Here is a 13,527-nt window from a genome sequence, read left to right as displayed (position 1 = left end):
CGATCATGCCCTTGGGGGGGCGTGCTTCCTGCCGGCTGTCGCCCCGGGTTTGCCTGAATAACTTTCTTCTTCTGCCCATGTTCCGCATCGGCCTGATCTCCGACACGCACGGGCTCATGCGGCCCGAGGCCATCGCCTTCCTGCAGGGCAGCGACTTCATCGTGCATGGCGGCGACATCGGCAATGCGGGCATCCTCGAAGCGCTCGCTGCCATCGCGCCGTTGACGGCCGTGCGCGGCAACAACGACCGCGAGCCGTGGGCAGATGCCATAGCGGAAACCGAGCTTGTGAAGTTCGGCGGCGTGCACCTCTATGCCATTCACGATCTTGCGCAGCTCGACATCGACCCACCCGCGGCCGGCGTGCGCGTGGTCGTCTCGGGCCATTCGCACAAGCCGAAAGTCGAAGAGCGCGGTGGAGTCCTCTATATCAATCCGGGTAGCGCGGGCCCGCGACGGTTCAAGCTGCCGATTTCCGTCGCCGAACTCGTTATCGACGGTGCGTCGGTAACTGCGCGCGTCGTCTCGATCGACCCGCAGGGTGCTCTTCCCTCCACCGGGGGAGGCGCCTGAGACCCGGCCTTGAGCCGGTTTCTTGGTGTTTCTGGGCCGATAGAGCCCGATTTCGAGGGGTTGGTCAGGTATTTGTGAGTGAGAATTGATAGCATCTAGGTTTTGCTTACCGGCGCGCCCGATATTCCGGGCGTCCTCTCACCGTGCGAACCAACGATTTCGGCGCAGCGCCGACCACCGCCGTCGCCCTGCGCCTCGACCAGCTTCCGAACAACCAGTGGGCCACCGTGCTCGACGTGGCGCGCCCCGACAACGCCGACGACCGGGAACTCGTCCTGCGCCTGACCGAAATCGGCTTCGTGCCGGGCGAGGCGGTGCGCATCGTCGCCAGCGGCATTCCGGGCCGCGAGCCGCTGGCGGTGCGCCTGGGCCACACCACCTTCGCGCTGCGCCGCCACGAGGCCGCGCTGATCCACGTCACGCCGGGAGCCGCCAACCATGGTTGAAGCCGTCATCCAGGGCCCGGGCCGCCTCGCACCCACTGCCCAGCCGGGGCGCATCGCGCTGTTGGGCAACCCCAACTGCGGCAAGACCGCGCTGTTCAACCTGCTCACCGGCAGCCGCCAGAAGGTGGCCAACTACGCGGGCGTGACCGTCGAGCGCAAGGAAGGCACGCTGCGCACGCCCTCGGGCCGCCGGGTCTTCGTGCTCGACCTGCCGGGCGCCTACAGCCTGAATGCGCTGAGCGCCGACGAGGCCGTCACCCGCGACATCGTCACCGGCCAGAGCAAGGAAGCCCTTCCCGACCTGCTGGTGTGCGTCACCGACGCCACCAACCTGCGCCTGAACCTGCGGCTGGTGCTCGAGGCCAAGCGCCTCGGCCTGCCCATGGTGGTGGCCCTGAACATGGCCGACATGGCGAAGAAGCAAGGCATCGCGGTCGACGCGGCTGTGCTGTCGCGCGAACTGGGCGTGCCCGTCATCGAGACGGTCGGCGTGCACACCGGCGGCGCGCAGAGCCTGCTCGAGGCGCTCGACATGCCCGTGTCCGCAGCCGCGCCGCAGCTCTGGCAGGCGCCGGATCTCGACGACGTGCTGGCCACCCAGCGCGAGGTGCGCCGCATCCTCGGCCTCGCGGTGAAGGAGCCGGTCGGCAGCCTCGCCACCAGCGACCGCATCGACCGCGTGGTGCTGCACCCTGTGTGGGGCATGCTGGTGCTGGCCGTCACCATGTTCCTGATGTTCCAGGCGGTGTTCAGCTGGGCCAACGTGCCGATGGACGCCATCAAGGCCGGCACCGAGGGGCTGGGCAACCTGCTCAAGACCTACATGCCCGAGGGCATGCTGCAGAGCCTGCTGGTCGACGGCGTGATCGCGGGCGTGGGCGGCGTGATCGTGTTCCTGCCGCAGATCCTGATTCTTTTCCTCTTCATCCTCGCGCTCGAAGACTCGGGCTACCTGCCGCGCGCGGCCTTCCTGCTCGACCGCGTGATGGGCACCGTGGGGCTGTCGGGCCGCTCGTTCATTCCGCTGCTGTCGAGCTTCGCCTGCGCCATTCCGGGCGTGATGGCCACGCGCACCATCAGCAACTGGCGCGACCGCATCACGACCATCATGATCGCGCCGCTCATGACCTGCTCGGCGCGGCTGCCGGTGTATGCGCTGCTCATCGCGGCCTTCATTCCGGCGCGCACCGTGGGCGGCATCTTCAACCTGCAGGGCGTGGTGCTGTTCGCGCTGTACGTGTTCGGCATCGTCTCGGCCATGGCCGTGGCCTGGGTCATGAAGCGCTTCCGCGACAGCACGCTGCACTCGCCGCTGCTGATGGAGCTGCCGGCCTACCGCTGGCCGAACCCTCGAAACCTGGTTGTTGGACTCTATGAACGAGCATGGATCTTCCTCCAGCGCGTGGGCACGATCATCCTGACGCTGACGATCCTGCTGTGGTTCCTCTCGACCTTCCCGTCGCCGCCCGAAGGCGCGACCGGCCCGGCCATCCAGTACAGCCTGGCCGGCATGATCGGCCGCGGGCTGGAGCACATCTTCGCGCCCATCGGCTTCAACTGGCAGATCTCGATCGCGCTGGTGCCGGGCATGGCGGCGCGCGAGGTGGCCGTGGGCGCGCTGGGCACGGTGTATGCGCTGTCGGCCACGGGCGRCGACGTTGCGGGCGCGCTGGAGCCGCTCATCGCCGGCAGCTGGACGCTGGCCACCGCGCTGTCGCTGCTGGTGTGGTACGTGTTCGCGCCGCAGTGCATCTCGACGCTCGCCGCGGTCAAGCGCGAGACGGGCTCGTGGAAGTACGTCTGGATCATGGCGGGCTACCTCTTCGCGCTGGCCTACATGGCCTGTTTCATCACCTACCACGTTGCAGTGGCACTCGGGGCGGGTTAAAACCGCCGCTGACGCTGAAAGGTTTGAAGAAGAAATGGCACAGCAACTGATCGTCGGATTGATCGTCGCGGCCGCCGCGTTCTACGCGGTCTGGCGCTGGATGCCCGCAGGGTGGCGCCGTGGCGCCGCGCAGAAGCTCGCGGCCGGCACGCACCGCGCGGGCCTGGTCGACGAAGAACGCGCCAAGGAGCTGGCGGCCTCGCTGGCCAAGACCTCGGGCTGCGGCTCGTGCGACAGCTGCGGCAGCTGCGCTCCCAAGGCACCCCTCAAACAACCGGAAGCCGAACAGGTCGCCAGCAGCCCGTCCATGCACGGCCGCTGAGACCGATGCCCGCGCACATCCTCGTCGCCGGGGGCGGCATCGGGGGGCTGGCCACCGCGCTGGCACTCGCACAAGGCCGGCATCGGGCCGACGTTTTCGAACAGGCTCCGGCCTTCGGTGAAATCGGCGCCGGCGTACAGCTGGGGCCCAACGCCACGCGGCGTCTTCAGAAACTCGACCTGGGCACCGGGCTCGCGGCCATCGCGGCGCGGCCCGAGGCACTGGTGGTCCACAGCGCCGAAAGCGGCTCCGAGCTGGCCCGCATGCCGCTCGGCGACGCCATGCAGCAGCGCTATGGTGCTCCCTACTTCTGCGTTCATCGCGCCGATCTGCACGGCCTGCTGCTCGAAGCCGTGCGCACGCGCGGCGCCGGTGCGCTGGTGACCGGCGCGCAGATCCGGCAGGTCGAGACCAGCGACGACCTCGTCTGCCTGTCGAGCACCGACGCGCGCGCCTGGGAAGGCGAAGCCGTCGTCGGGGCAGACGGCCTCTGGAGCATGGTGCGGCGGCAGCTCGACAGCGCCTCTGCGACGCAGCCGCCGCGCGTCACCGGCCACACGGCCTGGCGCGCACTGATCGAGCAGCCGATCCTGCCTGCGGCATTGCGACGTGGCTGGGTCGACGTGTGGCTCGGCCCGCGCCTGCATGCGGTGGCATATCCGGTGCGCGGCGGCGAGTGGCTCAACGTGGTCGTGATCGCCGAATCTGCCCCCGCCGGCGACGCGCGCGACTGGGACCAATCCACCAGCATTACCGCCCTGAAGCAGGCCATGGGCCGCAGCTGCGCCAGCCTGCAGTCGCTGCTCGATGCCATGCCCGCCTGGCGCGCATGGTCGCTGGGCGACCGCGCCCCGATGACCGGCCCGGCAGACATGGCGCACGAACGCGTCGCGCTGGTCGGCGACGCGGCGCATCCCATGGTGCCGTACCTCGCGCAGGGCGCGGGCATGGCCATCGAGGACGCGGTGGCGCTGGCCGATGCGATGGCCGATGCGGATGCGGCCGACGTGCCCGCCGCCTTCGCCCGCTACGCCGGGGCACGCTGGGCGCGCAACGCACAGGTGCAGGCACGCGCGCGCCGCAACGGCGAAATCTTCCATGCCACCGGACCGGTGCGGCTGGGCCGCGACATGGCGATGCGCCTGCTCGGCGCGAAGCTGCTGGACCAACCCTGGCTGTACGGCGGCTGAGATGCCTGTCGGTGCCCGTGGAGCGGGCACCAATGCCAGGAACACCGCGGAGCCGGCTTTGCCGGGCCGCAGGTGCTGCCCCCGGTGAGGGGGGCGCATCGACACGAAGTGCGCGAAGCCCCGGGGGAGATCCGGTCTATAGCCTGAAGGTCTGCAGATGCTCGATGCGCTCGGCCAGCCCTTCCTGCCCGAGGTAGTGCCCGTACTTGCCGTCCTGCATCTTCGCGAGCGCGGTTTCCAGTTCGAGCAGCATCGCGTCGCGCTCCGCGACGAACGCGGGCGGCACGTCGATGCCCGCCTTCGCGCATGCATCCGCGATCAGGTGCGCGCTCGCGGGCGCGCCGCAGGCCGCGCACTTGACGATGGCCGCCACGTTGGGCTCCGCGCCGTTTTCCAGCAGCGCGGCCGTGAGTTCGGGCGCGATCTGCCCGTCGATGTTGCGCAGCGCATCGGCCGCCACCGGCGCGCCCGCGCGCACCAGCGCGGCTGCGGCGGCGAAGGCGCCGTGGCCCACCGCGACGTCGGTGGCCAGCGCGCTGCCCTGGTGCGGCCCGCCGAAGTCCACGCCCGCTGCGGCGAGTTCGGCGACCAGCCGGGGATCGTCCGTTCCGATCGCATGGCGCAGGGCCACCCGCGCCAGCTGCGGCTTGTGGCGCAGCGTGCCCTCGGCCAGCGGCGTGCGCCAGTCGACGACGGCGCGGCAATAGAAGGTCACCAGCTTGTCCATCAGGTCGAGGTCGAGCCCGTGGTCCTCGTGCCGGTCGTCGAGGTAGCCGAGCAGCGTCTGGCCCGAAAAGTAGTCGCTGGTGGGCGCGAGCGGGTCTTCGTCCAGGTGCAGCGCCGCGAAGGCGCCGAGCAGGTCGGGCGCGATGGTGTTCACGGTGTCTTCGTGCAGCGCGTGCGTCCAGGCCGGCGGCAGGCCTTTCTTCCAGGCGACGATCTGCCCGTGCCCGGCGCCGGGCTCGACCACGGCGTAGACGCGGTCGGTGTACTCGAATCCGCCGAACGGCAGGTGCATGAGCTTGCCGCTCCAGGGCGTGCCGCTTTCCTCGGCGGCCTCACCGGCCAGTTCCTGCTCGTGCTCGATCCAGCCCTGGAGGTCGTGGTAGCCGTCGCTGCCGTCCCAGAACAGCTCGCTCCAGCTGATGCTCTCCAGGTTGCCGTTCATCTGCAGCGACAGGTCGTAGTCGAGCCGCCCGCCCGCCGTCTGCTGCCACAGCGCGACCAGCGCTTCGGGGATCGGGCCTGCGCACAGGGCCTGCACGGCATCGATCTGCTGCTGCGGCATCGGCGGCTGCGCGTCGAAGATCACGCGCTCGGCGAACAGCACGATGCCGTGTTCGCGCAGGGTGGAGAGCTCGTCGGGTGTGAACCGGATGTCGTTCATTGCAGGGGCCTCCGTTGTTTTCAAAAATGTAGCGCTTTGCGCTCGCGGAGCAATCCGGTCCACCCCAGCTTCATGAGGGCGTTTGCGTGGCGTCCGTCCAGTCGATGCGATCGAACAGTCGCATCAGCCTTGTCTTGCGCGTCGCGCTGAACTGGCCGATCCATGCGATGCGGCCCAGCAGGTGGCCGCGAAAGTCGTCGACCTTCGCGCGGTTCTGGCTCGCCGGGCCTTGCGTTGCGCAGCGATGGAGCACCGCCTTGAGCCGGTCGAAGTCCTCGCGCGGCGTGTTGGCCTTGTCGTTGACCACCACGCCGGTCACGCGCTGCTGGCGGTGCTGCGGCATGCAGCGAATCTTGCGCGGATGAAGCTCGAATCCCTCGTCGGTCGCGATGCCGCCCACCCAGGCGCGCAGGGCGTTGAACTGCGCGCGCAGCGAGGCCGGCCCAGAGAACACGAGATCGTCGGCATAGCGCGTGTAGCTGGCGCCGAAGACCCACGCCAGGCCTTCGAGCCGAAGGTCGAGCCTGAAGGCGCACAAGTTGGCCAGCGCGGGCGAGCAGGGCGAGCCCTGCGGCAGGTGCGGGGCGGCAAGGCGCTTGGCGCCGATCCAGTCGAGCCCGCCGCCGTCGCGCAGCCGCTCGATCACCGCGTCGTCGGTGCGGTGCGTGCACAGGGCGGTGAGGGCGCGCGCCACGCCCTCGGGATAGCCCAGCGTGCGCCACGTCGCGTGCACGCGCGAGGCGCGGGTGCCGGGGAAGAAGTCGCGCAGGTCGAAGCCGATCACCACTTCCTTGCCCGCGTGCGCCGCCGCATGGCTTGCGACCGAGCGACCTGGCACGAAGCCGTGCACCGCCTCGTGTGCGGGTACGTGCCGCAGCAGGTCGTCGAGGATGCGGCGTTGCGCGCGCTTCAGGTCGGCCTTTGGAATCTCGAGCAGGCGCAGGCCGCCGAGGCGCTTGGGCTGGAGCTGGTAGCGGTAGTGCGACGCGGGCTGCCGGGTGTCCGGATCGGTCGGAGCGCGGAAGGCCTGCGCAGCGGAGGTGAGCCACGCCAGCCGGTCTGCATCGAGCTCCAGCCATTGCGCGAGCTCGGCCAGCGTGGGGATGTGCGGCAGCGCGAAATGGTCCAGCCCCATCGGGCGCGGGAGCATCTGCGCGGGCCGCAGGATGATGCGGCGCACGCGCGGCGGCTCGTTCTGCTCGAAGGCCGCATCGAACTCGGGCATGTCGTGGATCGCCCTGGCCAGCGCCGGCAGGTCGGTGCGCCGCCAGGTGGCCTGCGATCTGTTGCCCAGGGCCTGCGCCAGCGGTTTGAGCCATGGCGCGTCGGCGCCCAGCGTCGCTGCGGCCCGCGCCCGCAGCGCGCCCGAGTCGGTGCCGCCGGGCTGCCTCGCGTCGGCGAGCAATGCGCGTGCGAGGCTGCGCGCGATCCACTCCCTGTAGCTCTGTTCACGCGTCATGAATCCCAAGGCGGCGAAGCCGATGAAGGTGGTGGCACCAGGCCCTTCAACCAGCCGGTGATGCGCCAGCTGGTCTGCGCGGATGCGCAGCGCCGCTTGCGCGCCGGAATGCGAAGCCATCCATCCGCCACGGGGTTACCCCGCAGCACAAGACCGGGCGACGGATCGCGGGGCCTTGTCGAGTCTTGAAGTGCCGGTGCCGGGCGGATTGTAGGAGCCGGCCTTGCGGCACGGCTACGGCTACAGATCGGTGCGCAGCTTCCAGATCTCGGGAAACAGCACCACGTCGAGCATCTTGCGCAGGTAGCTCACGCCGCCGGTGCCGCCGGTGCCGCGCTTGAAGCCGATCACGCGCTCAACCGTGGTCACATGGCGGAAGCGCCAGAGGCGGAAGGCGTCTTCCAGGTCGGTGAGCTTCTCGCCGAGCTGGTAGAGGTCCCAGTGGTCGTGCGGGTTGCGGTAGACCGTGAGCCAGGCCGCTTCCACGCCGTCGCTGGATTCGTAAGGCTGGGTCCAGTCGCGGTCTAGCCGGTCGGCGGGCACGGGCAGGCCGTGGCGCGCCAGCAGGCGCAGCGACTCGTCGTACAGCGACGGGGCGCGGTACGCGGCATCGACCTGTGCCAGCAGGTCGGTGCGGTGCGCGTGCGGCTTGAGCATCGCGGCGTTCTTGTTGCCGAGCGCGAACTCGATGCAGCGGTATTGCGCGCTCTGGAAGCCGCTGGAGTTGGCGAGGTAGGGGCGCATCGCCGTGTATTCGGGCGGCGTCATGGTCGACAGCACGGTCCAGGCGCTCACCAGCTGTTCCATGATGCGGCTCACGCGCGCGAGCATCTTGAAGGCGTCGGGCAGCTTCTCTTCGGCAATGCAGGCGATGGCGGCGTGCAGCTCGTGCAGCATCAGCTTCATCCAGAGTTCGCTGGTCTGGTGCTGCACGATGAACAGCAGCTCGTCGTGCGCGGGCGAGAGCGGATGCTGCGCGCTGAGGATCTCGTCGAGGTGCAGGTAGTCGCCGTAGCTCATGGACTTGCTGAAGTCCAACTGGGCCTTCTCTTCGTGGACGATGCTCTCGGGGCTCGTCGCGGGGTTCTTGTCGGGGCTCTGGTCGGCGCTCATGTCACTGCGTTCTTGCGGTTGAATTCAGGGCGTCGCCACTCGCCGGTCTCGAACACCTGCACGAGATGCTCGACCGAGTTCCACACGTCCTCGAAGCCGATGTACAGCGGCGTGAAGCCGAAGCGCAGGATGTCGGGCATCTGCGAGTCGCCGGCGCGGTAGTCGCCGATCACGCCGCGCGCGATCAGCGCCTGCACGATGGCGTATGCCCCTTCCTCCCTGCTCAGGCACACCTGCGAGCCGCGCTGCGCATGCTCTCGCGGCGTGACCAGCGAGAGGCCCTGGCCGTCGCAGCGCTCCTCGACCAGCCTGATGAACATGTCGGTCAGCGCCAGTGACTTGGCGCGCAGAGCGGACATCGCACCGAAGTCGCCGTTGAAGGACTCGGCCGCGAGCACGGTGTCGAGCCCGCATTCGAGCCCCGCCAGCGCGATGATCGGCTGCGTGCCGCAGAGATAGCGGCCCACGCCCGGGGCAGGGCGGTAGTGCGGCGTGAACTCGAAGGGCGCCGCGTGCCCCCACCAGCCGGACAGCGGCTGCTCGAACTGGCCCGCGTGCTTCGCATGCACCCAGGCGAATGCCGGCGCGCCGGGGCCGCCGTTGAGGTACTTGTAGCCGCAGCCGATGGCGTAGTCGGCATTGCTGTCGTTCAGCGCCACGGGCACGGCGCCCGCGCTGTGCGCGAGGTCCCACACCGTGAGCGCGCCCACGGCGTGCGCGGCGGCGGTGACGGCCTTCATGTCGTGCATGGCGCCGGTGCGGTAGTTGACGTGCGTGAGCATCAGCACGGCCACATCCTCTGTCAGCACGCCGGGCAATTCGCTCGCGTCGATCAGCTTGAGCGTGAAGCCTCGCTCGCGGCACAGCGATCCGGCGATGTAGAGGTCGGTCGGAAAGTTGCTGCGCTCGCTGACGACCAGCTTGCGGCCGCTGTCCTTTTGCTGCGAGAGCGCCGCGAACAGCACCTTGTAGAGATTGACCGAGGTGCTGTCGGTGCACACCACCTCGCCGGGCGCGGCGCCGATCAGGCGAGCCACCTTGTCGCCCAGGCGCTGGGGCAGGTCGAACCAGCTCGCGGTGTTCCACGATCGGATGAGGCCTTCGCCCCATTCCCTGGTCACGACTTCGGCGATGCGTGCGGGAGCGGCCTTGGGCATCACGCCGAGCGAGTTGCCGTCGAGGTAGAGCACGCCCTCGGGAATGGTGAATTGGTCGCGCAGGGCGCGCAGCGGGTCTTGCGCGTCTAGCGCGCGGCAGTCTGCAAGAGTCGTCATGGTGGAGGTTTCAGCGAGGGAGTTCGCGCAGCACGGCGCGAACGGGGGAGGCATCGGCGCTCACCAGCTTGAGCGGCAGCGCGATGAGTTCGTAGTCGCCTTCGGGAACGTCGTCGAGCACGAGGTTCTCGAGCACGCGCAGGTCGAGGCGGCGGATGCGTTGGTGGCTTTCCAGCGTCTTGCTGTCGGCCGGGTCGATGCTGGCGGTGTCGATGCCGATGAGCTTCACGCCCATGGCCGCGAGGCGCTCGACGGTGGCGGGGGCGTAGGCGGCGAGTTCGGGGTCCCAGCGGCCGACGGGCATGGCGGCGTAGGTGCGCACCAGCACGCGCTGCGGCAGGGTGCTGTCGACGGCATGGGAGATGTGCTCCCACTCGATCAGCGGGCCCTTGTCGATGGCGTGGATCACCCGGCAGGGGCCGAGGAAGGGCGTCAGGTCGACATTGCCGATGGTCTGGCCTTCGGGGTCGTAGTGCAGCGGCGCGTCGGCGTGCGCGCCGACGTGGGGCGAAAGCTTGATCTCGCTGACGTTGACCGGGCAGCCCGGCGAGATGATCGCGGCCCAGCGCTGCTGGTAGGGCGTGTCGCCGGGAAAGACCGGCGCGCCTTCATGCACGGGCGGCGAGATGTCCCAGATGCGGGGGCGGGGTTGCTGTAAGCGCATGGCGCGAAGTTAGCGCCGGGCGAGGGGTCGTGGTGTCGGTTATTTCCAACACCGGGTGTGACGAGTTGAAGCCGGGGCCGCGATCAGTGCAGCGGCGCAAGGCCGTGCCGCGCCCGCGCGCGCTCGCAGGCGTCGCTGCCTGCCTCCAACTCGTGGCACGGATTAGGTCGCCACTCGTAGATGCCGCAGCCCACCGACTGGCCGATCTTTCCGGTGAGCGCGGCGCATCGCGGTGAGGCATGGTCGGTGCCGCGCATGCGGCAGATGGTGTCATTCACCTCGACGGCGAGGCCCGACGGCACCCTGCCGCCGTTGTCGTCGAGCTCGTACACGCTGAAGTCGACGCGGTAGCTGGCGCAGCAGGCGCCGCATTGCTGGCAATCATTCATGGCGAGGTCAAGTTGACGGCCTGTTCCAGGAACACCGCGGAAACGGCTTTGCCGGGGCCGCTGGTGTTGCCCTCGGCGAGGGGGTGGCGAAGCGACACGAAGTGCGCGCAGCCTGGGGGATGTCTATAACTTGCCGAGCAGCAGGAACTCCATCAGCGCCTTCTGGGCGTGAAGGCGATTCTCGGCTTCGTCCCACACCACCGACTGCGGCCCGTCGATGACCTCGGCCTGCACTTCCTCGCCGCGGTGGGCGGGCAGGCAGTGCATGAAGAGGGCGTCGGGCTGGGCCGCGCGCATCATTTCCTCGTCGACACACCAGTCGGCAAAAGCCTTGCGGCGGGCCTCGTTCTCGGCCTCATAGCCCATGCTGGTCCAGACGTCGGTGGTGACGAGGTCGGCGCCGCGGCAGGCTTCCATCGGGTCCTTGAAGACCTTGTAGCTGTCGCCCGAGCGGATGCCGGCGATCGACTGGTCCACCTCGTAGCCGCTGGGCGTGCTCACGTGCACCGTGAAGCCCAAAATTTCGGCTGCCTGCAGCCAGGTGTTGGCCATGTTGTTGCCGTCGCCGACCCACGCCACCGTCTTGCCCTGGATGGATCCGCGGTGCTCGATGTAGGTGAAGATGTCCGCCAGGATCTGGCAGGGATGGAACTCGTTGGTCAGGCCGTTGATGACGGGCACGCGCGAGTGCGCGGCGAAGGCGTCGATCTTGGTCTGCTCGTAGGTGCGGATCATCACGATGTCGACCATGCGGCTGATGACCTTGGCGCTGTCCTCGATAGGCTCGGCACGGCCGAGCTGGCTGTCGCCGGTGGTCAGGTGCACGACGCTGCCGCCGAGCTGGTACATGCCGGCCTCGAAGCTCACGCGTGTGCGCGTGCTGGCCTTCTCGAAGATCATGGCCAGCGTGCGGTCGACCAGCGGCTGGTGCTTTTCGTAGGTCTTGAACTTCTTCTTGATGATCGCCATGCGATCGAAGAGGTAGGCGTATTCGTCGGCGGTGAAGTCCGAGAACTGCAGGTAGTGCCGGATGGCTGCGGGCGCGGTCGTCGTCATTGGGCTGCAGGCTCCGAGAGGAAGTTTTTGACGATGGGCGCGAGGATGGCGACGATCTCGTCGGCCTCGGCGATGCTCAGGATGAGCGGCGGCACGAGGCGGATCACCTTGTCGGCCGTGACGCTCAGCAACAGGCCGGCGTCGCAGGCGCGGTTGAGGATCACGCCGCAGGGGCGGTCGAGCTCGATGCCGATCATCAGGCCCTGGCCGCGCACTTCCTTCACGCCGGGCAGGTCGCCGAGTTCGCGCTCCAGCGCAGCCTTCAGGTGGGCGCCCACGGTGGCGGCGTTTTCGAGCAGGTTCTGCTCTTCCATGATGCGGATGGTCTCGACGCCGGCGCGCATGGCGAGCGGGTTGCCGCCGAAGGTGGTGCCGTGGTTGCCCGGGCCGAAGATATGGGCGGCCTTGGGGCCGGCCACCACGGCGCCGATCGGCACGCCCGAGCCCAGGCCCTTGGCCAGCGGCATCACATCAGGCTTGATGCCCGCCCACTGGTGGGCGAACCACTTGCCGGTACGGCCCATGCCGCACTGCACCTCGTCGATCATCATGAGCCAGTCGCGCTCGTCGCACAGCTGGCGCACCTGCTTCAGGTATTCCCAGCGCATCGGGTTGATGCCGCCTTCGCCCTGGATGGTTTCGAAGAACACGGCGACCACGTTCGGGTTGCCTTCGGTGGCCTTCTTCAGCGCCTCGATGTCGTTCAGCGGCACGCGGATGAAGCCCTCGACCAGCGGGCCGAAGCCGGCCTGCACCTTGGGATTGCCTGTGGCCGAGAGGGTGGCGATGCTGCGGCCGTGGAAGGCGGCTTCGTAGACGACGATCTCGGGGCGCTCGATGCCCTTGTCGTGGCCGAACTTGCGCGCCAGCTTCAGGGCGGCTTCGTTGGCCTCGAGGCCGGTGCAGCAGAAGAAGGCGTTGGTGAGGCCGGAGATTTCAGTCAGCTTGGCGGCGAGCTGTTCCTGGCCGGGCACGTGGTAGTAGTTGGAGCTGTGGATCAGCTTGGTCAGCTGGTCCTGCAGGGCGGGCACCAGCTCGGGGTGATTGTGGCCCAGCGTGTTCACCGCGATGCCGCCGAGGCCGTCGAGGTAGGCCTTGCCCGTGGTGTCCCAGACTCGGCAGCCCTGGCCGTGCGACAGTGCGATCGGCAGGCGACCGTAGGTGTTCATGACGTGGGGCGAGGTGGGCTGGGCGGTAGCGCTCATTCGGTTCTCCAGATAGGGAAGGCGGATTCTAGGCGCGCGGTTTGACGGCTTCGTTGAGGATTGCGCATCACAGCAATGCCCCATGTTCAGGATGCAAAAAGGGGCGCGGATAGAATCGCTTGCTGCACCGCAGCACCTGCTCTGGTCGCTTCATTCAACGATGATTTCCCCCACAGCCAAAGAAATCTTCATCCAGGGCATCACCAAGGATGGCCGGACCTTTCGCCCGAGCGATTGGGCCGAGCGTCTGGCCGGCGTGATGAGTTCCTTCCGTCCCGGGGGCGCCTTCCCGGGCAGCTACCTGAGCTATTCGCCCTGGTGCATCCCGACGACCATCAACGGCGTGAAATGCGTAGTCGTGAACCGCGAACTGCGCGATGCCGAGCCGATGGCCTGGGATTTCTGCGTGAACTTCGCGAGAGACAACGACCTGCAGGTAGCCGAAGCCTGTCTGGTGCCCGACACGCCCATCCCCTCCAAGAAGGCCTGAGCGGCCTTTTTTCTTGCCCGTCGCCCTGGGAGCGCAAATCGAACGGGCATGAAAAAACCGCCCGAAGGCGGT

General features: G+C 68.5%; 14 protein-coding genes. 6 read left to right on the top strand and 8 right to left on the bottom strand.

Features of this window, described 5'->3' with window-relative positions; all coding sequences use genetic code 11:
- Positions 1-77 precede the first annotated feature (77 nt).
- The 5 genes from QMO14_RS10370 to QMO14_RS10350 all read left to right on the top strand — a co-directional run bounded on the left by QMO14_RS10370 (position 78) and on the right by QMO14_RS10350 (position 4,418).
- Positions 78-572: a metallophosphoesterase family protein gene (locus QMO14_RS10370; RefSeq protein WP_301506751.1), complete on the top strand. Its 495-nt coding sequence runs from the start codon at positions 78-80 to the stop codon at positions 570-572.
- A 143-nt stretch (positions 573-715) separates the two neighbouring features.
- Complete coding sequence (locus tag QMO14_RS10365) at positions 716-1,018, top strand: FeoA family protein (protein ID WP_093049585.1); 303 nt, start codon at positions 716-718, stop codon at positions 1,016-1,018.
- Positions 1,011-2,906 carry a ferrous iron transporter B gene (locus QMO14_RS10360; protein WP_301506746.1) on the top strand — a complete coding sequence of 632 codons (1,896 nt, stop codon included), beginning with the start codon at positions 1,011-1,013 and terminating at the stop codon, positions 2,904-2,906. The genes QMO14_RS10365 and QMO14_RS10360 overlap by 8 nt, the downstream gene beginning before the upstream one ends.
- A gap of 34 nt (positions 2,907-2,940) precedes the next feature.
- The gene (locus QMO14_RS10355; RefSeq protein WP_301506744.1) at positions 2,941-3,228 is read left to right on the top strand and encodes a DUF6587 family protein; all 288 of its coding nucleotides are present in this window, start codon (positions 2,941-2,943) and stop codon (positions 3,226-3,228) included.
- A gap of 5 nt (positions 3,229-3,233) precedes the next feature.
- Entirely contained in the window at positions 3,234-4,418 is a 1,185-nt protein-coding gene (locus QMO14_RS10350) for an FAD-dependent monooxygenase (protein ID WP_301506742.1), read from the top strand.
- A 136-nt stretch (positions 4,419-4,554) separates the two neighbouring features.
- Here the strand turns inward: QMO14_RS10350 and QMO14_RS10345 are convergent, their stop codons facing one another.
- From QMO14_RS10345 to QMO14_RS10310, 8 genes are all read right to left on the bottom strand, one after another.
- Positions 4,555-5,805 carry an SMI1/KNR4 family protein gene (locus tag QMO14_RS10345; RefSeq protein WP_301506739.1) on the bottom strand — a complete coding sequence of 417 codons (1,251 nt, stop codon included), beginning with the start codon at positions 5,803-5,805 and terminating at the stop codon, positions 4,555-4,557.
- Positions 5,806-5,875: 70 nt separating this feature from the next.
- Positions 5,876-7,384 carry a reverse transcriptase family protein gene (locus QMO14_RS10340; protein ID WP_301506737.1) on the bottom strand — a complete coding sequence of 503 codons (1,509 nt, stop codon included), beginning with the start codon at positions 7,382-7,384 and terminating at the stop codon, positions 5,876-5,878.
- A gap of 120 nt (positions 7,385-7,504) precedes the next feature.
- On the bottom strand, positions 7,505-8,377 hold the full coding sequence (gene kynA, locus QMO14_RS10335) for a tryptophan 2,3-dioxygenase (RefSeq protein WP_301506736.1): 873 nt from the start codon (positions 8,375-8,377) through the stop codon (positions 7,505-7,507).
- A complete protein-coding gene (gene kynU / locus QMO14_RS10330) occupies positions 8,374-9,651 on the bottom strand; it encodes a kynureninase (RefSeq protein ID WP_301506734.1) in 1,278 nt (425 codons plus the stop codon). Before kynU ends, kynA begins: the two co-directional genes overlap by 4 nt.
- A 10-nt stretch (positions 9,652-9,661) precedes the next feature.
- Entirely contained in the window at positions 9,662-10,315 is a 654-nt protein-coding gene (gene kynB, locus QMO14_RS10325) for an arylformamidase (protein ID WP_301506732.1), read from the bottom strand.
- Between the two features lie 83 nt (positions 10,316-10,398).
- Entirely contained in the window at positions 10,399-10,704 is a 306-nt protein-coding gene (locus QMO14_RS10320) for a YkgJ family cysteine cluster protein (protein ID WP_301506730.1), read from the bottom strand.
- 123 nt (positions 10,705-10,827) lie between these two features.
- The gene (gene argF, locus QMO14_RS10315; protein WP_301506728.1) at positions 10,828-11,760 is read right to left on the bottom strand and encodes an ornithine carbamoyltransferase; all 933 of its coding nucleotides are present in this window, start codon (positions 11,758-11,760) and stop codon (positions 10,828-10,830) included.
- On the bottom strand, positions 11,757-12,965 hold the full coding sequence (locus QMO14_RS10310) for an aspartate aminotransferase family protein (RefSeq protein ID WP_301506726.1): 1,209 nt from the start codon (positions 12,963-12,965) through the stop codon (positions 11,757-11,759). Before QMO14_RS10310 ends, argF begins: the two co-directional genes overlap by 4 nt.
- A gap of 160 nt (positions 12,966-13,125) precedes the next feature.
- Here QMO14_RS10310 and QMO14_RS10305 point away from each other — a divergent pair, with 160 nt between their 5' ends.
- Positions 13,126-13,455: a DUF3579 domain-containing protein gene (locus QMO14_RS10305; protein ID WP_301506810.1), complete on the top strand. Its 330-nt coding sequence runs from the start codon at positions 13,126-13,128 to the stop codon at positions 13,453-13,455.
- Positions 13,456-13,527 lie beyond the last annotated feature (72 nt).

Source organism: Variovorax sp. CAN15 (assembly GCF_030462475.1).
Taxonomy (GTDB): Bacteria; Pseudomonadota; Gammaproteobacteria; order Burkholderiales; family Burkholderiaceae_C; genus Variovorax.
Note: the sequence above shows the minus strand (reverse complement) of the source record. Positions and strands in the feature narration are given on the sequence as shown.

What these genes read in the sequence shown, in the direction of transcription:
- QMO14_RS10370 (WP_301506751.1), top strand. Translation starts at nt 78, where the DNA reads ATGTTCCGCATCGGCCTGATCTCCGACACGCACGGGCTCATGCGGCCC.
- QMO14_RS10355 (WP_301506744.1), top strand. Translation starts at nt 2,941, where the DNA reads ATGGCACAGCAACTGATCGTCGGATTGATCGTCGCGGCCGCCGCGTTC.
- QMO14_RS10350 (WP_301506742.1), top strand. Translation starts at nt 3,234, where the DNA reads ATGCCCGCGCACATCCTCGTCGCCGGGGGCGGCATCGGGGGGCTGGCC.
- QMO14_RS10345 (WP_301506739.1), bottom strand. Translation starts at nt 5,805, where the DNA reads ATGAACGACATCCGGTTCACACCCGACGAGCTCTCCACCCTGCGCGAA.
- QMO14_RS10340 (WP_301506737.1), bottom strand. Translation starts at nt 7,384, where the DNA reads ATGGCTTCGCATTCCGGCGCGCAAGCGGCGCTGCGCATCCGCGCAGAC.
- kynA (WP_301506736.1), bottom strand. Translation starts at nt 8,377, where the DNA reads ATGAGCGCCGACCAGAGCCCCGACAAGAACCCCGCGACGAGCCCCGAG.
- kynU (WP_301506734.1), bottom strand. Translation starts at nt 9,651, where the DNA reads ATGACGACTCTTGCAGACTGCCGCGCGCTAGACGCGCAAGACCCGCTG.
- kynB (WP_301506732.1), bottom strand. Translation starts at nt 10,315, where the DNA reads ATGCGCTTACAGCAACCCCGCCCCCGCATCTGGGACATCTCGCCGCCC.
- QMO14_RS10320 (WP_301506730.1), bottom strand. Translation starts at nt 10,704, where the DNA reads ATGAATGATTGCCAGCAATGCGGCGCCTGCTGCGCCAGCTACCGCGTC.
- argF (WP_301506728.1), bottom strand. Translation starts at nt 11,760, where the DNA reads ATGACGACGACCGCGCCCGCAGCCATCCGGCACTACCTGCAGTTCTCG.
- QMO14_RS10310 (WP_301506726.1), bottom strand. Translation starts at nt 12,965, where the DNA reads ATGAGCGCTACCGCCCAGCCCACCTCGCCCCACGTCATGAACACCTAC.
- QMO14_RS10305 (WP_301506810.1), top strand. Translation starts at nt 13,126, where the DNA reads ATGATTTCCCCCACAGCCAAAGAAATCTTCATCCAGGGCATCACCAAG.